The following is a 19,311-nucleotide window of genomic DNA, read 5'->3' as shown; positions in this document are numbered from 1 at the left end:
ACGGCGCAGCGGTGACACCAGGGGTACGGTCCCTCCTCAGAAGTCCAGGAGGGACCGCACCTCTTTTCACGCGTGTGACGTGCCCGTGGTCACCCGTACCGGCAGCGTCCGCATCGCCTCACGCAGCGCGGCAGCGAACTCCTCGAACTCGCCGTGCCGCGCCGCCCCGGTCCGCATCCCCAGCGCCACCCGCCGCGACGGCGCGGGCTCCGCGAAGTACCCGGTGGTCAGCGCGTCGTTGCGGGCGGTCTCCACGGTGACGGCGGTACGCGGCAGCAGTGTCACCCCGAGCCCGCCGGCCACCAGCTGCACCAGCGTGGAGAGCCCGGCCGCTGTCGTGGTGACCGGCGCCCCCTCCGTACGCCCCGCCTCGCGGCAGATGTCCAGTGCCTGGTCGCGCAGGCAGTGCCCCTCGTCGAGCAGCAGCAACGGCAGTTCGCGCAGCGCCTCGCGCGGAATGTCGGCGCGCCCGCCCAGCCAGTGGCTGCGTTCCATGACGAGCACGAAGTCCTCGTCGAAGAGCGGAAGTTCGGTCACCTGCGGCATCCCGAGCGGCACGGCGAGCAGCAGCAGGTCCAGTCGGCCGGCGGCCAGCCCCTCCAGGAGCGACGAGGTCTGCTCCTCGTGCACCTGGAGGTCGAGATCCGGGTACCGCTCGTGGGCCAGCCGCAGCACGGCCGGCAGCAGATACGGGGCAACGGTGGGAATCACTCCGAGCCTGAGGACACCGGTGAACGGCGCCCGGACCGCCTCGGCCTCCTCCATCAGCTCACCGACGGCCTCCAGCACCACCCGGGCCCGAACCGCCAGCCGCTCCCCGGCCGGCGAGAGCAGCACCTTGCGCGTCGTACGCTCGATGAGCTGGACACCGAGTGTCTCCTCCAGCGCGGACACGGCGCCGGAGAGCGCGGGCTGGCTCATCCCGATTGCTGCCGCCGCGTCCCTGAAGTGCAGATGTTCGGCGACGGCCGCGAAGGCGCGCAGCTGCGACAGGCTGGGCTGTTTGGGCCGGTTACCCGGATTGCTCTGCGCCACTGATAGGCACCTCCGATCATCACGACCGAGTGTAGCTATTTCTTTGATCAATGCACTCTGTGCCAAGGTGGACGTCGTCCAACCCTCAGGAAATCCCGCAAAAGGGAATTCCTACGCTGCAAGGAGAGCGCGTGCTCACTGTCGGTGACAAGTTCCCCCCGTTCGACCTGACTGCTTGCGTTTCGCTGGAGAGCGGCAAGGAGTTCGAGCAGATCAACCACAAGACCTACGAGGGTCAGTGGAAGGTCGTCTTCGCATGGCCGAAGGACTTCACCTTCGTGTGCCCCACCGAGATCGCCGCCTTCGGCAAGCTGAACGACGAGTTCGCCGACCGTGACGCGCAGATCCTCGGCTTCTCCGGCGACTCCGAGTTCGTGCACCACGCCTGGCGCAAGGACCACCCGGACCTGACCGACCTGCCTTTCCCGATGATGGCCGACTCGAAGCACGAGCTCATGCGTGACCTCGGCATCGAGGGCGAGGACGGCTTCGCGCAGCGCGCCGTCTTCATCGTCGACCCGAACAACGAGATCCAGTTCACGATGGTGACCGCCGGTTCCGTGGGCCGTAACCCCAAGGAGGTCCTGCGGGTCCTGGACGCCCTGCAGACCGACGAGCTGTGCCCGTGCAACTGGACCAAGGGCGAGAACACCCTGGACCCGGTCGCGCTCCTCTCGGGCGAGTGAGCTGACACCGACATGGCACTCGACGAACTGAAGGCCGCCATCCCGGACTTCGCCAAGGACCTGAAGCTGAACCTCGGTTCGGTCATCGGGAACAGCGCGCTTCCGCAGCAGCAGCTCTGGGGCACCGTCCTCGCCTGCGCGATCGCCTCGCGCTCGCCGAAGGTGCTGCGCGAGCTGGAGCCGGAGGCCAAGGCCAACCTCTCCGCCGAGGCGTACACCGCGGCGAAGTCGGCAGCCGCCGTCATGGCGATGAACAACGTCTTCTACCGGACCCGGCACCTGCTGTCGGACCCGGAGTACCAGACGCTCCGTGCGGGCCTGCGGATGAACGTCATCGGCAAGCCGGGCGTGGAGAAGGTCGACTTCGAACTGTGGTCGCTCGCCGTCTCCGCGATCAACGGATGCGGCCAGTGCCTGGACTCCCACGAGCAGGTGCTGCGCAAGGCCGGCGTGGACCGTGAGACCATTCAGGAAGCCGTCAAGATCGCCTCGGTGATCCAGGCGGTCGGCGTGACCCTCGATGCCGAGGCCGTGCTCGCCGAGCAGTAACAGCACCACCCCTGTACGAGAAGGGCCCCGAGGACGACCGACCGTCCACGGGGCCCTTCTTATATGTCGCTCCGGCTCACTGCGCCGGCGGCTGTTCGCCGTCCTCCTCGCCCTTCTCGGGCGGGGAGGACGGCGCCGGGGGCGAGGCCGGGGGCGGCGCCGGAGCCGAGGCCGGGGTGGGGGCGACGCCGATCGCCGTGGCGCCGCGCGGCTGCGGTGCGTGGCGCAGGGCGGCCTCCTGCCCGTACGTCCGCAGGTAGCCGACCACCGTGTTGGTGACCGCGACCAGTGGCACCGCGACGACCGCACCGCCGATGCCCGCCACCATGCCGCCCGCGGCGACCGACAGGACGACGGCGAGCGGGTGGACCCGTACCGCACGGCCGAGGATGAAGGGCTGCAGCACATGGCCCTCGATCTGCTGCACGGCCAGCACCACGACCAGCACCATCAGCGCGGTGAACACGCCCTCGGTGACCAGCGCGACGACGACCGCGAGCGCTCCGGAGACCACCGCGCCGACCAGCGGGATGAAGGCGAAGAGGAAGATGAAGACGGCGAGCGGTACCGCCATCGGCACGTCGAGGAACCAGATCCCGAGCCCGATGAAGATCGCGTCGATCAGGGCGACCAGCACGGTGCCCCGCACATAGGCAGTCAGTGTCCGCCAGGCGCGCGGCCCGGCGCCCGCGACACCCGGCCGGGCCTGGGCGGGCACCAGCTTGAGTACCCACTGCCAGATGCGCTTCCCGTCGTACAGCAGGAAGAGCGTCGAGAACATCGCCAGCAGTATCCCGGTGAGGACCTCGACCATCACGGTGACGCCCTGGAGCCCGGCGGAGGTGATCTCTTCGGTGTTGGTGCCGATGGTGTCGCTGAGGTTCTTCGCGACGTCGTTGATCTGCTGCTCGGTGACGTGGAAGGGGCTGTCGAGCAGCCATCGCTTCAGCTCGTCGATACCATCCCGCACCTTGTCGGAGAGGGTGTCGAGGTTGTCCATGACCTGCCAGACCACGAACCAGCCGACGAGGCCCATGATGACGAAGCCGAGGATCGCCGTGACGGCGGTGGCCAGGCCGCGCGGCAGCCCGTGCCGCCTGAGCCGGGTGACGGTGGGCTGCAGCATCGCGGTGACGAGCAGCGCGGCGACGAACGCCAGCACCACCAGCTGTACGGCGCTGATGATCCTCATCAGCACCCAGAGCGTGCCCGCGAGGACGAGGAGGCGCCAGCCGGCCTCGGCCGCGACCCGCATCCCCCAGGGGATCGCCGCGACCGGATCGGGCCGGGCGGCGACGAACGGGGCGTACGAGGGCGGCGCGGGCACCCGGCCGGAGGTGGTCACGTGGTCGTCGGGGGCGGACACGGTGGCCGGGACCAGCACCGGCACCGGCACCGGCACCGGCAACCCGGCCCGGGCGTCCTGGTCCCCCTCGGCGTCCTCTTCGGCCTCGGCCGCGGCGCGGCGTTCCTCCAGGCGCTCGCCCAGCTCGGTCAGTTCGGCGCCCAGTCGGCCGAGCCACCCTGGCAGTTTCGACATATAGGTCCCTCTTCCCCCGAGTTCTCTCCCCACCGCTCCCCCCGGAGTCGTCCGGACGACGGTACACGCGCGAAGCCCCCCACCGTAGGACGGTGGGGGGCTTCGCAGGGTTGAGACGGAACCTCGGAAGGTTCTAGTACCAGCCGTTGGCCTGCCAGAACGACCAGGCCGCACACGGGCTGCCGTAGCGGGAGCTGTTCATGTAGCTGAGGCCCCACTTGATCTGGGTGGCCGGGTTGGTCTGCCAGTCGGCGCCGGCGGATGCCATCTTCGAACCGGGCAGCGCCTGCACCAGCCCGTAGGCACCGGAAGACGGGTTGCTCGCACGGTAATTCCAGCTGGACTCGTGGTCCACGATGTTGCTGAAGCACTGGAACTGGTCGGCGGGCATCATCTGACGCGCCATCGCCTGGACTTCGGCCACGGTGTACGAGCTCTGCGTGGCGAACGCGGAGGCGCTGCGAACCTCGTCACGGCTGGCGCGCTCGGCCTCCTTGGCCTGACGCTCCTTCTCCAGCTTGTCCTCGGCCGCCTGCTTCTTCGACTTGGCGTCCTTGGCTGCCTGGATGCGGGCCGCTTCCTCGGCGGACTTCTTCGCCGCGGCATCGGCGGCGGACGCCTGGGCGTCCGCCTGCTGCGTCAGCGAGGCGGTCTGCACCTGGGCCTGCTGGCCCGCGGGGATGTCGGCGAGCAGCGTCGTGTCGGCTGCGGTCGCCTCGAAGTTGTTGTCGTCGACAGCGGGAGTGCTGCCCGAAGCAACGCCTACGACGGCGCCGACGGTGGTGACCGCGGTGGCTGACGCCACGGCGAACCCCCGGACCGAGATCCGGCTCACACGGTGTCCTTCCAGCATCGCCCGCTTAGGTGACCTCGCGAGCGCAATCGTGCCCCTGACACTGGCCTCCCTACTGCGTGGGTCACGGGAGGCACGGGCCCGGTGGGCGACTCCCCTGGAGGAGTGCCGCGTGGTACTCGCGGGCGGCATACGGACGGCGTTTGTTGAGTTGTGTGGTGCGTGGCACCTGTGGAGGTGCGGGTGTGCCGTATGCGGGGCCTGACGGAAGCAAGACTCTGCCGGAACGGGCCGTCGTGAAGCAATTCCCGGTTACGTGTGAAAGGTCACACCCCGTTTGGTCCAGGCGTTTCACGGAAATACCGCCACAGCGTGATGCCGCCCGGCTAAGATCTTCGGCTCGCCGGACGGCATCAGTGGTCGCAACCCGTATCAGATCTGGCCTTCCTCCAGCATTTCGGTCACCAGTGCGGCGATCTGCGAACGCTCGGAACGGGTGAGCGTGACGTGGGCGAAGAGCGGATGCCCCTTCAGCTTCTCGACCACGGCGACGACACCGTCGTACCTGCCGACCCTGAGGTTGTCCCGCTGCGCCACGTCATGCGTGAGCACCACCCGGGAATTGGCCCCGATTCGGGACAACACGGTCAACAGGACGTTCCGTTCGAGCGACTGCGCCTCGTCGACGATCACGAAGGCGTCGTGGAGGGAACGACCCCGGATGTGGGTGAGCGGCAGGACCTCCAGCATGCCGCGCCCCAGGACCTCCTCGATCACCTCTCGCCCAGCGACTGCCGACAGCGTGTCGAAGACGGCCTGCGCCCAGGGGCTCATCTTCTCGGCCTCGGTGCCGGGGAGATAGCCGAGCTCCTGCCCGCCGACCGCGTACAACGGCCGGAAGACCATCACCTTCTGGTGCTGCCTGCGCTCCAGCACGGCTTCGAGACCGGCGCAGAGCGCCAGCGCCGACTTTCCGGTGCCGGCCCGGCCGCCCAGCGACACGATGCCGACCTCCTGGTCGAGCAGCAGATCGAGAGCGATGCGCTGCTCGGCGCTGCGGCCATGGATCCCGAACGCCTCCCGGTCGCCGCGGACGAGGCGGACATTGCCCTCGGCGGTGACCCGGCCGAGCGCCTTGCCGCGCTCGGACTGGAGGACCAGTCCGGTGTGCACGGGGAGTTCGGCGACCTCGGGGACGTACAGCGTCTCCTCGCCGAAGAGCAGATCCACCTGCTCCGCGGTGAGCGGGAGTTCGGCCATCCCCGTCCAGCCGGAGTCGGTGATGGCGAGCTCGGCGCGGTACTCCTCCGCGAGGAGCCCGACCGAGGATGCCTTGATGCGCAGGGGCAGGTCCTTGGAGACGACCGTGACGTCGTACCCCTCGGCCTGGAGATTGCGCGCGACCGCGAGAATCCGTGAGTCGTTGTCCCCCAACCGGTAGCCGGCGGGCAGTACACCGGGGTCGGAATGGTTGAGTTCGACGCGCAGCGTTCCGCCGAGGTCCCCGAGCGGGATCGGGGCATCCAGCCGGCCGTACCGGACCCGGAAGTCGTCCAGCAGGCGCAGGGCCTGCCGGGCGAAGTAGCCGAGCTCCGGATGGTGCCGTTTGGCCTCCAGTTCCGTGACCACGACGATCGGAAGCACGACTTCGTGCTCGTCGAACCGGGCCATGGCGTTCGGATCGGCCAGCAGGACGCTGGTGTCGAGAACATAGGTGCGCCTGTCGGGCATGCGGCGCTTTGTACTGGTCACCACGGAAGGACGTACCCCCTCGGACGAGGTTGGGGTGCGACGGCGTCGCGGAGCATCCCAAAGGGAGAGGACGGACCGGGCTGCGGCCACCTTGCGCGGGCCGAGCGCCGGCCCTCGTCGGCCGCACTGTATGTACGGTCCTTCGTGTGCAACGCGCCTCCCGGGCGAGCGGACTCGATGCCACTCACTTGGACACGACGTCCGCCTGGTTTTTGACCGGACGTCGACCTGAGAGGGGTATTCCCTCGAACACGCGAAGCCATGCAGCCTTGTGCGGGCTGAGCTGGGATTGTGCCCTCGGGTACGTGAGTCGGCGGCCCGCCTGCCGGTGCCGCCGCCGCGGGCGGAAGTGGCGCCCGGGCCGCGCGGGTACGGGCCTGCGGCCCGGGTTGCGGCGTCCCAGGGGCCGGGGCCGGGTGTGTGCGTCCGCCCCGTGAGGGAGGGGACCCGCGGCGTCAGCCGCCGAAGCGGCGGCCGCGCGCGGCGTAGTCACGCAGCGCGCGCAGGAAGTCGACCTTGCGGAAGGCCGGCCAGAAGACCTCGCAGAAGTAGTACTCGGAGTGCGCGCTCTGCCAGAGCATGAACCCGGACAGCCGCTGCTCCCCACTGGTGCGGATCACCAGGTCCGGATCGGGCTGCCCCCGCGTGTACAGGTGCTCCGAGATCAGGTCCGTGGAGACGATCTCCGCGAGGTCCTCGAACGACGTCCCCTTCGACGAGTGGTCGAGCAGCAGCGACCGCACCGCGTCCGCGATCTCCTGGCGACCGCCGTAGCCGACGGCGACATTGACCAGTATTCCGTCGACGCCGACCGTGGCCTGCTCGGCCTCCTTGAGGACGGTCTGGGTGTGCGCGGGCAGCAGGTCCAGCGTGCCGACGTGGTGGACGCGCCACCGGCCGTCCGCCGCCAGGTCGCGCACGGTGTTCTCGATGATGCCGAGGAGCGGGGTCAGCTCGGACGCGGGCCGGTCGAAGTTGTCCGTGGAGAGCAGCCAGAGGGTGACGACCTCGACGTCGGTCTCACTGCACCAGCCGAGCAGCTCCTGGATCTTGTCCGCACCTGCCTGGTGCCCCTGCGCGGTAGTGCCGCCGGACGCCTTCGCCCAGCGCCGGTTGCCGTCGAGGATGACACCGATGTGCTTGGGCACCTGGGTGTGATCGAGGCGGGCCTCCACCCGGCGCGCGTAGAGCCCGTACACCAGGTCGCGCAAGTTCACTGAGTTCACCTCTCGGTTCTGTGCGGGCCCGCCCGCCCCATTGCCCGGGGTCCGGGGTCGTCCCCCTGGGGATCACCGCACTCGTCCGCAGAGTCCATTGCTCCGCCGTGCCGTGGCAGTCCCCGACGCCGCCACATTACTGCGCGGTCGCCGCACCGGCCCAACCTGGTCTGTCACAAGTACGTGATAAGGAAGGAAACGTGACTGATTCTTCTTCCTCCTACCGGGCCGCCGGTTCGCGCTACGACTCCATGGAGTACCGCCGCACCGGCCGCAGCGGTCTCAAGCTTCCGGCCGTCTCGCTCGGCCTCTGGCACAACTTCGGTGACGACCGCACGCTGGACTCCCAGCGGGCGATTCTGCGCCGCGCCTTCGACCTGGGTGTGACCCACTTCGACCTGGCGAACAACTACGGGCCGCCGCCCGGCTCCGCAGAGCTCAACTTCGGGAAGCTCTTCCACCAGGACTTCACCCCGTACCGGGACGAACTGATCATTTCGACCAAGGCCGGTTATGAGATGCACCCCGGCCCGTACGGCGAGTGGGGTTCCCGCAAGTACCTGCTGTCGTCGCTCGACGCCTCGCTGAAGCGCATGCAGCTGGATTACGTCGACATCTTCTACTCGCACCGCTTCGACCCTGACACCCCGCTCGAGGAGACGATGGGTGCGCTGGCCTCCGCCGTGCAGCAGGGCAAGGCGCTGTACGCAGGTGTCTCCTCGTACAACGCGGAGCAGACCCGCGAGGCCGCGCGGCTGCTCAAGGACATGGGCGTGCCCGCCCTGATCCACCAGCCGTCCTACTCGATGATCAACCGCTGGACGGAGGACGACGGGCTGCTCGACACGCTGGAGACCGTCGGCATGGGCTGCATCTCCTTCGTGCCGCTCGCCCAGGGGCTGCTGACCAACAAGTACCTCAAGGGCATCCCGGAGGGTTCGCGCGCCACCCAGGGCAAGTCCCTCGACCCGGACCTGCTCTCCGACGAGGTGGTCCGCCGGCTGAACGGGCTGAACGACATCGCCCGGCAGCGCGGCCAGTCACTCGCCCAGCTGGCACTGAACTGGGTGCTTCGGGACAGCCGTATGACGTCGGCCCTGATCGGCGCGTCGAGCGTGCAGCAGCTGGAGGAGAACGTCGCGGCGCTCGCCGGACCGGCACTCACCGCGGAGGAGCTGAAGGAGATCGACACCTTCGCCGTGGACACCGCGGGCACCAATATCTGGGCCGGCCGGGGCTGATTCGTCCGGTCTTCACGGGTCCCACTCGGGGCCTGCACACCCGGCCCACAAAAAACGGGCCGGTCCGTGGGGGGGGGGATACGGACCGGCCCGAGGGGGGGTTTCCACCATAACCCTTCGTAAGTGATGCTGCGTGCCACGCCACCCCATAATTACTCTCCGGATTCACCGGACTGCGTTCCGGGCACGGATTCCGGGGGCGGGAGAGGGCACGGAGACAGCAGGGAGAAGACGGACGGCCGAGGGCGTCACCTTGACGCCGGAGCGGCCACGGGGGTCAGGTGGCCGCTTCCGCGCCGCGGTGGCCGCGGGTGAAGCGGATCGCGACCGTGTCCCCGCCGACGACCACGAACCTCCCGCCCTCGCACCGGATGACGGCCTCGTGCACCTCGCCGCGCTCGTCCCGGCGCTCCTCCGTGCGGCTGACCGTCCACCCGCCGGCGGGCGGTTCCGGCAGGTGGGGCAGGGCGGCGAACTCCCATTGACCCGCGGGTACGCACCAGTCGGGCAGGCGCGGCCAGGTGCCGGGGCCGATGTGCAGGGTCCCGTCGGAGGCGCAGGTCAAGAGCACCGACTGACCGTCGGCCAGCAGGAACTCGACGGCCTCCGGCTCCCCCATCCGCCCCTCCGGCCGGTAGAAGAGTCCGAGGACACCGACGATCCGTGCCCCTCTGAGCCATTCGGCGTTCCCCTGCCGTGCGCTGCGGAAGGCCTCTTCGCCGTCCTCCACCCTCATGGCCCACTCCCTCCCCATGCGTTCACCGCCCAGGGTCGCATCCTTTGGGCGTGCACCGGTGAAGGAGCGGGATGCCGTCGCGCACTACGGCGGCCCGGGGGCCTGAGCACGCGGGCGGTCTCCGCCCACCAGGTACCTGCCCATGATCGCAGCCGGGCGGTGTCCCTGTCCGGTCGCAGCGCTCCGCGTCTGCCGGGTACTCGGCATCGGCCCGCCGTGATCGGCACCGACGACGCCGGTGGGTGCCGGGTGTGACAGACGTCAGGCGCTGACCGCGCCGAACAGGATCCCGAGCAACGCGCCCGCGATCATGAACGGGCCGAACGGGATGCCCGTCTTGCGCCCGGCCCGCCGCAGGACCATCAGTCCGAACCCGTACACCGCACCCAGCACGAACCCCGCAAAGCCCCCCGCGAAGACCACCGCCCACCCGTACCAGCCGAGCGCCACACCCAGCGACAGGGCGAGCTTGACATCGCCGAAGCCCATCCCGTTCGGGTTGACCAGGAAGAGCAGGAAGTAGAAGCCGCCGAGGGCGAGTCCGCCGAGCAGTGCGGACGGCCATGATCCGCCGTGCTCCGGAAGCAGCGCCGCGCCACCGAGAAGCGCGGCGGCGGCGCCGGCGAGCGGCAGCGTCAGCTGGTCGGGCAGCCGGTGGACGCGACGGTCGATGGTCGCGAGGAGCACGGCCACGGGGGCGAGCAGCAGCCAGACGACGATCTCGGGGCGGAGCCCGGTGGCCGCGGCCAGGGCGGCGCAGCCGAGGGTCGTGACGACGGGGGCGAGGACGGCGGGGGCGTAACGCGCACCCGTCTCCACGGGACCGCCCGCCCCGCCGGCACTCTCGCCCCGGCCGCTCTCCCCCGGCCCGGCAGGTTCGGCAGCCGGCACCGGACCGGTCGCCGCCCTCGTCTGCGGAGCCGGACGCACCCCGGCACCCCCGGCACACGCGGCGCAACGGGTGGATCCGAGCCAGCCGCGGGCCACCCCGCTGAAGGGATGGCCCGCGGGGCAGGTGTCCCGCCATGCGTCCTCCGGCTCGACCGAGAACCGGTAGGCGGCGCGCGGGACCAGCAGTCCGGCCGCGGCGCCCCAGAGCGCGGCGATCGCTATCAGCATGGCGTACACGGAACCGACCCTAGGCGGGCGGCGCGCACGGGTCATGGGCCCGGGGACCCACTGCGTGACGTTCCGGGCCCAGAGTCCGTCACCGGCCGCTACGGTCGTGGCCATGGGTCAATGGCGCAATGGCAAGGGGACGTTGACGGTCACCGACGGAGACGGGGGGCCGGGGCTCGATGTGCCGGTGCGGATCGCCGCCTCGTACCGGGCGCGGTCCAGAGGGCTTCTCGGGCAGGACGGGGTCGACGGGGCGTTGATGATCACTCCGTGCGGGAGCGTCCACACGTTCCGGATGCGGTTCGCGATCGATGTGGCGTACCTGGACCGGAAGTTCAACGTCGTGGCCGTCCACACGATGAAGCCGGGACGGCTCGGGATGGTGCGGTTCCGGTCCCGGCACGTGATCGAGGCGGAGGCAGGGGCGATGGAGAAGTGGGGGCTGCGGCCCGGATCGCAGGTACGGGTCGTTCAGCAGGACTGAGTGCGCTCGGCCGGGGCGGTCACGGAAGTTTGGCCGTCTGGGCGATGAGCAGTTCCGGCGGGAGCTCCGGAGTCGCCTCGTCCAGGAAGTCGGCCGTGTAGAACGTGACGACCGTCGAGCCTCTCCGGACCAGCTGGAAGACGAGCGGCACCTTGTCGCCCTCGATGTTCCCCGTCACCTGGTAGGCGATGCTCTCGTCGCCCACCTTCAGCGCGTCCAGCTGCTCGACCTTGCTGTACGTGGAAGGGCCGTCGGCACTCGCCGCCCTGAAGCCGCCGGCGCACGCCTGCACCGCGTCCCGGACGTCGCGCAGCACCTGCTGGGCGGCGCCCTTCGGGTGCGAGCCGAGGATTTCGGTGACGACGGTCTGGTCGTCCCGGCCCTCTTCCGATTTGTCCATGACGGTACGGAAGACCGTCGCGGTGGCAGCCGGCTCGGGTGCGCCGTTGATCACGGCGGCCAGTGGCCGGCAGGCCAGGTCCTCGGACTTCTCGCTGTCGGTCTCCTCGGCGCCCTGCATCGGGGTGACCTCGTAGTCGCCCACCTCGCCCGTGGTCAGTGCGGCCTCGGCCAGCTCGGCCGCGGTGAGGACCCTGCCCGTACTGGCAGGCAGCGGGGAGGGGGACGGCGGCGCGGACGGGGACCCGGACGCGGACGGAGTGCCGGTGCGGGACGGGTGGGTGGCCGGGTCGCCCTTGCCCTTGCCGCCGGACGCGTCGTCGCCGGACGGGCCGCAGGCGACCGCCGCGAGGCAGAGCGCTGCCGCCGTCGCCACCATGACTGCCCTGCGCGCGTTCATCGGTACCCCGTTCCTGACCATGCCCGGCACGCTAACAACCCGGACACCGCAGGTGCGTGGGCCCGGGGACCCAACTCAGGTCTGTCCACAGCGAATTGGCCTTCCGGAACGGCTCACCGGGCATCGCATCCCGGGACCGTGCCCCGGGTCCGCCATTGGGTCCGCAGGCCCAAGACACCGGCATGCCGGGACTTTTAGTGTCGAGACCATGTCTCAGCTGGGGGAGTTGCGTCGCCGGGTCCGACGGTGGTCACGGGGTTCCGTGCCGCGTACGGATGTCCGGTTGGTGGGTCTGCGTCGCCGTCGACGTGATCGGGGGCAGGGCGCACTGGAGTACCTGGGCCTCGTTCTCGTGGTCGGGGCGATCGTCGGCGCACTCGTCGCGACCGGTATCGGTGCGGAGCTCACCGAGAAGATCGGGGTGCAGGTCTGCCGCATCGGGGGCGGCGGGAACTGCGGCGGCGACAGCAACTCAGCGGATGGACAGGGCGATTCGGGCAGGCCCGGCTCCGGAGACCCGGCCTCGGACCGCAATGACGACGGTACGCCGAAGACGCCCGAGCAGATCGATTACGACAAGGCGCTCAAGGAGCTCCAGGACGCCCAGGCGGAGGAGAAGTCCAACACCGACAAGGCGAAGGAGGCCGCGAAGGAACTCGCGAAGATCCTCGCCGACGAGCTCGGGATCACCGACGCCCTGGACTGCATCACCAAGGGCGACATGGGCGCCTGCACCGAGACCCTCATCAATGTGCTGCTGAGCCTGATCGGCGGTGCGGTGGGGAAGCTCGGGGCGAAGTACGGGGCCCCGTGGAAGTGGAAGAAGGCGTACAAGCTCATCAAGAGCTTGAAGAAGCACGGCGGCGACCTCTACGACGCGCTCAAGGGCCTCGTCAAGAACCGCAAGAAGGTCAAGGAAGCCGAGAAGAGGCTCGAGGACGCCGGAAAGAAGCTCGACGACGCGAAGAAGGACCCTCCGAAAAAGGAGGACAAGCCCGACGAGAAGAAGCCGACGACCTGCCCGGCGCTCCACAGCTTCCTCGCCGGCACGCCGGTCCTGCTCGCCGACGGCCGCCGCATCCCGATCGAGAGGGTCTCCGTCGGCGACCGGGTGATCGCCACCGACCCGGTGAGCGGCGCGACCGGTGCCCGTCGCGTGGAGCGGACCCTCATCACGTACGACGACAAGCACTTCACCCGCCTCGCGGTGACGGAGGACGGCGTACCGGCCCGGCTGACGGCGACGGACACGCACCCGTTCTGGCTGAGCGGCGACCGTCGCTGGGCGGACGCGGGTGACATCGGCCGCGGTGACGAGCTGCGCACGGAGTCCGGCGCCACGCTGACGGTCACCGGCGTCTCCCGGTACACCCGGCGGCAGACCACGTACGACCTGACGGTCGAGGGCATCCACACGTACTACGTGGGCATCGGCGCATCGAACGCGCTGGTCCACAACAACGACTGCGAGATGTCGCCCGAGGATGTCGAGGCGGCCAGGAAGCCCGGGGTGGGCGAGGGCGATCCCAAGAAGTTCAAGGACCACTTCCTGCGTCACAAGAAGCTGATCGAGGACGCGCTGGGCACCAAGTACAAGAAGCTGAAGGAGGACGGGCCGCGGTTCCGGGAGGACATCGCGAAGGCCATCAAGGACGGCACGTTCGAGCTGGTCGGCAAGGGCACGTTGAAGAAGGGTGAGCCCGAGGGGCTGATCTATCGTGGCAAGGGCGTGACGATCGTGCTGCGGGAGAACGGCGACTTCTGGACCGCGCTCAAGAGCGGTGAAGGCCTGGACACCGGCATCGAGATCACCAAGAGGGTGCCGAAGAAGAAGTAGCCGCAGAAGTCGGTGCCGGAGTCGAAGGTGAAGGGGTGGGCGGGGCATGAGCGGGTGGCGGACGGCCGAAGCGGTTCTGCGTGACCACCGCGTCCGCGATGTCCTGGTCCCGGGCTGGATCGACCGGGACGACGACCTGCCCGAGTTCCGGCCGCAACCGCTGGTCGTATGGCTGCGGCTGGACGGCGGGCAGGGGCTGCTGCGGTTCGCGTCGCAGGGCCAGTACGCGCGGCTGGGCGTCTCGCTCGTGCCGGGCGTCGACTGGGCCGATGTCGAGCTGCTGGCGGAGGCCGAGGACGAGGTGATCGTCGCCTCGTGCGGCGAACAGCTCTTCGGTGACGGCCGTGACGAACTGCGGTGCACGCGGCTGCGCGCCTACCGGACGTCCGCCGGCACCGACTGCACCTGTCTGGCCCTCGACTTCGAGGGCGGCCGTACGTTGTTCCTCGATCCGACCTGGCCGTTCGGTATCAAGGTCGGCAACGAGGCGGACGAACAGCGCTGGCTGAAGCGGTACGGGAGCGGTGGCGCGGACGGCGGTGCGACCGGCAGCGGCGTCGGCGTCGATTCGGCTGTGCTGTAGGGAAGTCGGCCCGGCGCCACCGCCCGCGCGGCGCCCCGGGCCCCCGGGCCCCCGTTCCGCCCGGAGTTGGGCCCGACTTTGGGGCCAAGGGCCCAGGTCACCCGACGCGCCCGGCCGTACGCTCACGCCACACCCCAGGGTTCATGCAGCGGGGCGCAGGCAGAGCGAGTCAGTGGCGGAGGGGAAGAACCGTGAGCAGAGGCGGCTGGGGAAGCGGAAGCGGGGGCCACATACCGCGTGGGCGCGGCGGGGGTGCGTTCTTCCCTCTGACGCGCAGTTGGGCGGTCGGCGCCCTCGTGTACATCTTCGCCGGGATCCTGGTGACCCGCGGGCTCGTCGAGACGCTCGCCACCGACGAGCGTCTCCAGGACTTCGTCTGGCGGCTGGCCCTGCTGCATGTGCCCAATGTCATCACCACGCTCCTCACGGTCCTGGCCGCCGCACGCGTCCTGCCCGACGAGCAGCGCGAGTCCCGTCTGCTGTATCTGTCCGCCGCCCTGGGCGTCCCCGTCGTCGGGCTTGCGTTCGGCCTCTTCGTCTCGCGGCATGTCGTGGGCGTCGAGGGCGTGTTGATGCCGATCGCGGTCATGGTCACCGGCTCGGCCGTCGGGCTGGCCGTCGACCGGCTGATGGAGGAGGACGAGCCGAAGTCCGCCGCGCCGAACCCGTACACCTGGCGCGACAGCGGCGCCACCGCCATGGAGTACCTGGGGGTGATCGTCGTCGTCGTCACACTGATCGGCGCGATGGCGATGGCCGGTGTCGGCGGGCAGATCGGCGACCGGATCCGGTGCGCGATCAGCTCGATGGGCGGTGGCAGTGCGGGGTGTTCGACGGGCGGCGGGGATCCGACGGCGAAGCCGAAGACCGATGCCGACTACGAGCCGAAGCTCTGCCAGATCTCCAGCGTCTCCGACACCGTCGGCGACAAGGTGAAGATCGGCTGGTTCGAGTGGGGCAACGAGTACGGCTTCCAGCAGAAGGTCAGCCAGGCCAAGACGGATGTGAACGGGGACGGCAAGGTCGACGAGAACGACAAGCTGGTCTACATGACGTTCACGGACGCGGCCTCCGTGGGCGCCACCGCCAGCACTCCCGGTGTGAAGCTCGGCAAGCTGGGCAAGGCGGATGTGGACGTCGGCGGCGGCGTCAAGATCACCAACGGTGACACCTGGGTCTTCAAGAGCGAGGAGGACGCCAAGAAGATGCGGGACGACATCGAGGAAATGAAGATGTGGGAGACCTCGACGAAGTACAGCGGCGGCTACGGCGGTGGCTGGTACTCGGGCATGAAGTGGGCCGAGAAGAAGGAGGACGTCGAGAAGAAGATCGGCGACAAGAAGATCTCCTACTCGACCATCGGTCTCAATGTGTACGCCGACGGCGGTCTCTCCATCAGCGCGGCCGACGAGGCGCAGCTCGGCGCCAAGCTGGGCGGCAAGGCCAAGTTCTCCCCCGATGTGACCATCACCAAGGACGACGTGAACGGCAACGAGTCGTACACGTACACCGCCAAGCTCGAGCTGGAGGGCAAGGTCAGCGGTACGGCGGGCCCGCTCACCGGCACGGCCGGCGCGAAGGACACCCGTACCGGGGCGATCACCGTCACCCGTGACCAGAAGACCGGCAAGATCGTCCGGATCGACATGACGAAGACGGTCGAGACGGGCTCGACCTCCGACAAGGGCGAGGCCAAGGGCGACAACGGCAAGAAGGACGGCGACAAGCGCGGCGGCAAGGGCAGCGTGACCGACTCGTCCGGGGAGACCGGTATCGAGGTCCAGACGAACTCGATCGTCTTCGGCAAGGACACCGACAAAGCCACCGAGGACAAGCGGGCCATCGCCGAGAAGTGGCTGGACGGCAGCGGCAACAACACGGCGCCGTTCGAGTACATGTTCGGCGACAAGTCGCTGCAGCAGAAGCCCGACGGCACCGACCCCTTCGACCAGATGATGTTCCAGGACGGACTGTCGAGCACCATGCAGTACCACGGCGAGTCGGACGCCCAGGAGTTCGGCTTCGAGGTCTCGCTCGGCATGAGTCTCGGGTTCTCGATCTCCGACGAGCACAAGAAGGAGACACTGACGGACGCGCAGTTCCTCGGGGCTCCACAGGGCGACAAGCGCAGCTTCCTCCCGTACAGCTACTGCGCGAACTGAGCAGCCGGTGCGGGGCGTCACGGCGCCCCGCACCGGCCGGCAGCACCCTGCGGCACCCCCGCAGTCCTCCGCGCGGCATGACGAAAGGCAATGAACCGCAGTGAACAAGCCCCGGACCAAGCCCCGTACGCTCGGCGCGGCTGTTGCCGCCGCCCTCGCTCTCACCCTGCTCACCGGCTGCGGCACCACGGACACCGGCGCCGTCCCGGACGGCTGGGGCACGCTCGACACGAAGAGCCTGTCCGTCGGCTACCCGAAGGACAAGGGATACAAGGAGCAGTCCGCGGCCGAGCGCAGCAAGAGCAACGCGGCCGTCGCGCTCAAGGTGGAGAACGGGCTGCGCACCGGCATGGTCTCGGTCCAGCTCGACTTCGCCACGGGTGTCGACGACGCGGGCGAGGCGGCCGCCGCGGCGGGCGCGGGCATCGGCCTCGGCGCAACCCGCAAGGCCACGACCGATGTGCGGCTGGCGGGCGAGGAGAGCGCCCGGGACGCCCGCCGGATCGACTACGAGTTCACCTCGTCCGGCAAGGAGCAGACCCCGGCGAGCGGCACCCGGATGACGGGGGTGGTGGTGGCGGGGGTCGACTCGAAGGACGTACCGTTCGCCATCCGGATCAATGCGGTGAAGGGCTCGCTGAGCGCGAAGGATCTCGACGCGTTCGTCGGCTCGATCACCGTGAAGTAGCGCGTGGAGGACTGGCGTTCATGAACGTTCTGCCCGGCGGCACGGCCACTTTCCTGTTGCTGTTCGGCCTGTTCCTCGGCGCCTTCGCCGTGCGTTCGGCGCTGCGGCTGAGCCGGGTGCTGCGCCTGGTCCGGCACGGGGTGCAGGTCGAGGGCCGGTGTGCGGAGCGCCGGGTCGTGGACCGGGGGGCGGACCGGGAGCGCGGCTACGCGACGGAGTACGTGTTCGCGTTCCGCACCCTCGACGGCCGCGAGGTCGAGTTCGTCGACCATGCGCCGGGCCCGTTCGGCCTCGAGGTCGGGGCGCCGGTCCGGGTCACGTACGACCCTGCGGCCCCGGACAAGCACGCCACGGTGGCCGGGCCGCGGGCCTGGGGTCCGGTGCTGATGCCCGCGGTGTTCGCTGCCGGTCTGACGGTGTTCTCGCTGGGGCTGCTGTACGGGTTCGTGGCGATGCGGGGCTGGCTCTGAGGACTGCGGTGAGGCACGTGCTCAGCGTGCGGGTCGGGAAGGAAGCACCTTCACCCCACGGCGTCGAGCCCCTTGCCGTCCGATTCCTGCAGCCATTCACGCAGTCGTTCGGCGGCGGCCCGGTCGGCAGGGAATTCGCGCGGCGCCCAGCCCCTACGGGTACGAGATGACGTCATCTTCCCGACCGTTCTTCTCCACGATGGACTGCGTGCCGACTCCGGCGGCGGGCGGTCGAGGGAGCCCGCCGCCCTCTCACGAGGCCGCGGTGCGCAGGTACGTCGGCACTGCCCACCACTGGTCCGGGCGGTCCACCACCAAAGCGCTCGGGCCGGTCTCGATGAACCGCCCGAGGCGGAGAAGGTACGCCGCGATGCCCGCCGCGCCCTGCATCCAGGCCGTACCGGGGGGCAGAAGCGGTGGATCCTGGCGGTGTTCCAGGAAGCGCCAGCGGGCGCCTGCTTCGCTTCTGATGGCCCGCTCGACCAACGCGTCGCCCATCCTGCGTGCTGCCTGCAGGAGGGTCTCGGCTCTTGCCGCCTCCTCGCAGCCCTGCGCCGCATCCAGAAGTACGTCCCCAACGCCGGCCGTTCCGCAGCAGCGGCCGTCGTTGTCCCAGAAGCCGGGGCGAAGGCGCTCCGGGACTCCCGAGGCGAGGATCGAGTTCAGGCAGCGGTGCCGTAGTTCGCCGACCTCAAGGCCCGCCACCTCGGCCACGCCTGCGTGGGACAGCGCCGCGAACAGATGCGAGGTGCCGGCAGGACCGTGGCACCACGTGTACGTCACCGGTTCGACCTCCCGCTTCGACGGCGGGATCGTATGCGGGACGATGAAGCCGTCGTCCTCCAGTGAGCCCACGGACAGTACGTGTTGGGCGCCCTCCACCGCGGCCTCGACGAAGTCCTCTCGATGCAGCGCCGCACCCGCCACTGCCAGTGCCGCAGCCACCCCGGCGGTGCCGTGCGAGTAGTTCGGCGACCTCCCCTGCGTAGCCGGACCCATCCCCCAGTCCAGGCCCGCCTCCGTACGGTCCGCCACGCGCAGCAGTGCCTCACCGCCCGTGGTCGCGATCCCTTCCGCGAACTCACCGCCCGCCCAGACCGCAGTCAGCACCACGCCGGCGGTGCCCACGATGATGTCGTTCAGGGGTGCGTCGGAACCCGGTTCGAATGCGAGCGTAGTCTTCCAGCCTTGCGGGGTCGCCAGGTCGGCCAGACGCCGCAGGGCGACCGATTCCCCGCCTGGAGCGAGCAGCTTCAGCGCCATGGCGTCGCCTGCCAAGCCGTCGTACAGCGACGGTTCCCTTCTGCCCTTCGCCTCTGCCGACAGCCTGGTCACGATCCCCGTCACCAGAATCTGCTCACGTTCGTTCAGATCCCGGTACTGCGCGATTTCCGCCAGCACCGGAGCCAGACCGGCGATCCCCGCGTACAGCGAGTCGCGGTCCTTTGCCGGTGCCATGTCCTGGTCGTGCTCCGATACCGCCTCCGGCAGCCACGGGCCTTCGTCCTCGCGCACCTGGTTCAGGACCCACGACCAGGCCGCCTCACCCAGTTCCCGATACGTATCGTCTTCCGTCACGCAGTAACGTTACAACCGCGCGCTCCCTACGCGCCTTGAACA

At 69.5% G+C, this 19,311-nt stretch carries 19 protein-coding genes; 9 read left to right on the top strand and 10 right to left on the bottom strand.

Features of this window, described 5'->3' with window-relative positions; genetic code table 11:
* Positions 1–66: 66 nt before the first annotated feature.
* The gene (locus LRD69_RS21105; RefSeq protein WP_277328109.1) at positions 67–1,035 is read right to left on the bottom strand and encodes a hydrogen peroxide-inducible genes activator; all 969 of its coding nucleotides are present in this window, start codon (positions 1,033–1,035) and stop codon (positions 67–69) included.
* 131 nt (positions 1,036–1,166) lie between these two features.
* Between LRD69_RS21105 and LRD69_RS21100 the strand changes: the two genes are divergently transcribed.
* Entirely contained in the window at positions 1,167–1,721 is a 555-nt protein-coding gene (locus tag LRD69_RS21100) for a peroxiredoxin (protein WP_277328108.1), read from the top strand.
* 12 nt (positions 1,722–1,733) lie between these two features.
* Positions 1,734–2,270 (top strand): alkyl hydroperoxide reductase, encoded by a 537-nt coding sequence (locus LRD69_RS21095; RefSeq protein ID WP_277328107.1) that lies wholly within the window; start codon positions 1,734–1,736, stop codon positions 2,268–2,270.
* A 76-nt stretch (positions 2,271–2,346) separates the two neighbouring features.
* Here the strand turns inward: LRD69_RS21095 and LRD69_RS21090 are convergent, their stop codons facing one another.
* The 4 genes from LRD69_RS21090 to LRD69_RS21075 form a co-directional block, all read right to left on the bottom strand.
* Entirely contained in the window at positions 2,347–3,810 is a 1,464-nt protein-coding gene (locus LRD69_RS21090; protein WP_277328106.1) for an AI-2E family transporter, read from the bottom strand.
* Positions 3,811–3,943: 133 nt separating this feature from the next.
* Complete coding sequence (locus LRD69_RS21085) at positions 3,944–4,645, bottom strand: lytic transglycosylase domain-containing protein (protein ID WP_277328105.1); 702 nt, start codon at positions 4,643–4,645, stop codon at positions 3,944–3,946.
* Positions 4,646–5,035: 390 nt separating this feature from the next.
* Positions 5,036–6,358 (bottom strand): PhoH family protein, encoded by a 1,323-nt coding sequence (locus LRD69_RS21080; RefSeq protein WP_277328104.1) that lies wholly within the window; start codon positions 6,356–6,358, stop codon positions 5,036–5,038.
* 452 nt (positions 6,359–6,810) lie between these two features.
* Positions 6,811–7,572 carry an isoprenyl transferase gene (locus LRD69_RS21075; protein WP_277328103.1) on the bottom strand — a complete coding sequence of 254 codons (762 nt, stop codon included), beginning with the start codon at positions 7,570–7,572 and terminating at the stop codon, positions 6,811–6,813.
* A gap of 200 nt (positions 7,573–7,772) precedes the next feature.
* On the opposite strand from LRD69_RS21075, the gene mgrA reads away from it, so the two are divergent.
* Positions 7,773–8,813 carry an L-glyceraldehyde 3-phosphate reductase gene (gene mgrA, locus LRD69_RS21070; RefSeq protein WP_277328102.1) on the top strand — a complete coding sequence of 347 codons (1,041 nt, stop codon included), beginning with the start codon at positions 7,773–7,775 and terminating at the stop codon, positions 8,811–8,813.
* A gap of 277 nt (positions 8,814–9,090) precedes the next feature.
* Here the strand turns inward: mgrA and LRD69_RS21065 are convergent, their stop codons facing one another.
* Positions 9,091–9,549 carry a hypothetical protein gene (locus tag LRD69_RS21065; RefSeq protein ID WP_277328101.1) on the bottom strand — a complete coding sequence of 153 codons (459 nt, stop codon included), beginning with the start codon at positions 9,547–9,549 and terminating at the stop codon, positions 9,091–9,093.
* A 261-nt stretch (positions 9,550–9,810) separates the two neighbouring features.
* A complete protein-coding gene (locus LRD69_RS21060; RefSeq protein ID WP_277329819.1) occupies positions 9,811–10,677 on the bottom strand; it encodes an A24 family peptidase in 867 nt (288 codons plus the stop codon).
* A 103-nt stretch (positions 10,678–10,780) separates the two neighbouring features.
* Between LRD69_RS21060 and LRD69_RS21055 the strand changes: the two genes are divergently transcribed.
* The gene (locus LRD69_RS21055) at positions 10,781–11,152 is read left to right on the top strand and encodes a DUF192 domain-containing protein (protein WP_277328100.1); all 372 of its coding nucleotides are present in this window, start codon (positions 10,781–10,783) and stop codon (positions 11,150–11,152) included.
* Positions 11,153–11,171: 19 nt separating this feature from the next.
* Here the strand turns inward: LRD69_RS21055 and LRD69_RS21050 are convergent, their stop codons facing one another.
* Positions 11,172–11,972: a hypothetical protein gene (locus tag LRD69_RS21050; protein ID WP_277328099.1), complete on the bottom strand. Its 801-nt coding sequence runs from the start codon at positions 11,970–11,972 to the stop codon at positions 11,172–11,174.
* 187 nt (positions 11,973–12,159) lie between these two features.
* On the opposite strand from LRD69_RS21050, the gene LRD69_RS21045 reads away from it, so the two are divergent.
* From LRD69_RS21045 to LRD69_RS21025, 5 genes are all read left to right on the top strand, one after another.
* The gene (locus tag LRD69_RS21045) at positions 12,160–13,788 is read left to right on the top strand and encodes a polymorphic toxin-type HINT domain-containing protein (RefSeq protein ID WP_277328098.1); all 1,629 of its coding nucleotides are present in this window, start codon (positions 12,160–12,162) and stop codon (positions 13,786–13,788) included.
* Positions 13,789–13,834: 46 nt separating this feature from the next.
* Entirely contained in the window at positions 13,835–14,371 is a 537-nt protein-coding gene (locus tag LRD69_RS21040) for a hypothetical protein (RefSeq protein WP_277328097.1), read from the top strand.
* A gap of 191 nt (positions 14,372–14,562) precedes the next feature.
* A complete protein-coding gene (locus tag LRD69_RS21035) occupies positions 14,563–16,533 on the top strand; it encodes a hypothetical protein (RefSeq protein WP_277328096.1) in 1,971 nt (656 codons plus the stop codon).
* 100 nt (positions 16,534–16,633) lie between these two features.
* Positions 16,634–17,221, top strand: coding sequence for a hypothetical protein (locus LRD69_RS21030; protein WP_277328095.1), 588 nt, complete (start codon positions 16,634–16,636; stop codon positions 17,219–17,221).
* Positions 17,222–17,241: 20 nt separating this feature from the next.
* Complete coding sequence (locus LRD69_RS21025; protein WP_277328094.1) at positions 17,242–17,691, top strand: DUF3592 domain-containing protein; 450 nt, start codon at positions 17,242–17,244, stop codon at positions 17,689–17,691.
* A gap of 50 nt (positions 17,692–17,741) precedes the next feature.
* On the opposite strand, the gene LRD69_RS21020 is transcribed toward LRD69_RS21025, so the two are convergent.
* Both LRD69_RS21020 and LRD69_RS21015 read right to left on the bottom strand, forming a co-directional pair.
* A complete protein-coding gene (locus LRD69_RS21020) occupies positions 17,742–17,867 on the bottom strand; it encodes a hypothetical protein (protein ID WP_277328093.1) in 126 nt (41 codons plus the stop codon).
* A 76-nt stretch (positions 17,868–17,943) separates the two neighbouring features.
* Positions 17,944–19,269 (bottom strand): lanthionine synthetase LanC family protein, encoded by a 1,326-nt coding sequence (locus LRD69_RS21015; RefSeq protein ID WP_277328092.1) that lies wholly within the window; start codon positions 19,267–19,269, stop codon positions 17,944–17,946.
* Between the last annotated feature and the right edge of the window lie 42 nt (positions 19,270–19,311).

The organism is Streptomyces sp. JH14 (genome assembly GCF_029428675.1).
In the GTDB taxonomy this organism is placed as follows: Bacteria; Actinomycetota; Actinomycetes; order Streptomycetales; family Streptomycetaceae; genus Streptomyces.
Note: the sequence above shows the minus strand (reverse complement) of the source record. Positions and strands in the feature narration are given on the sequence as shown.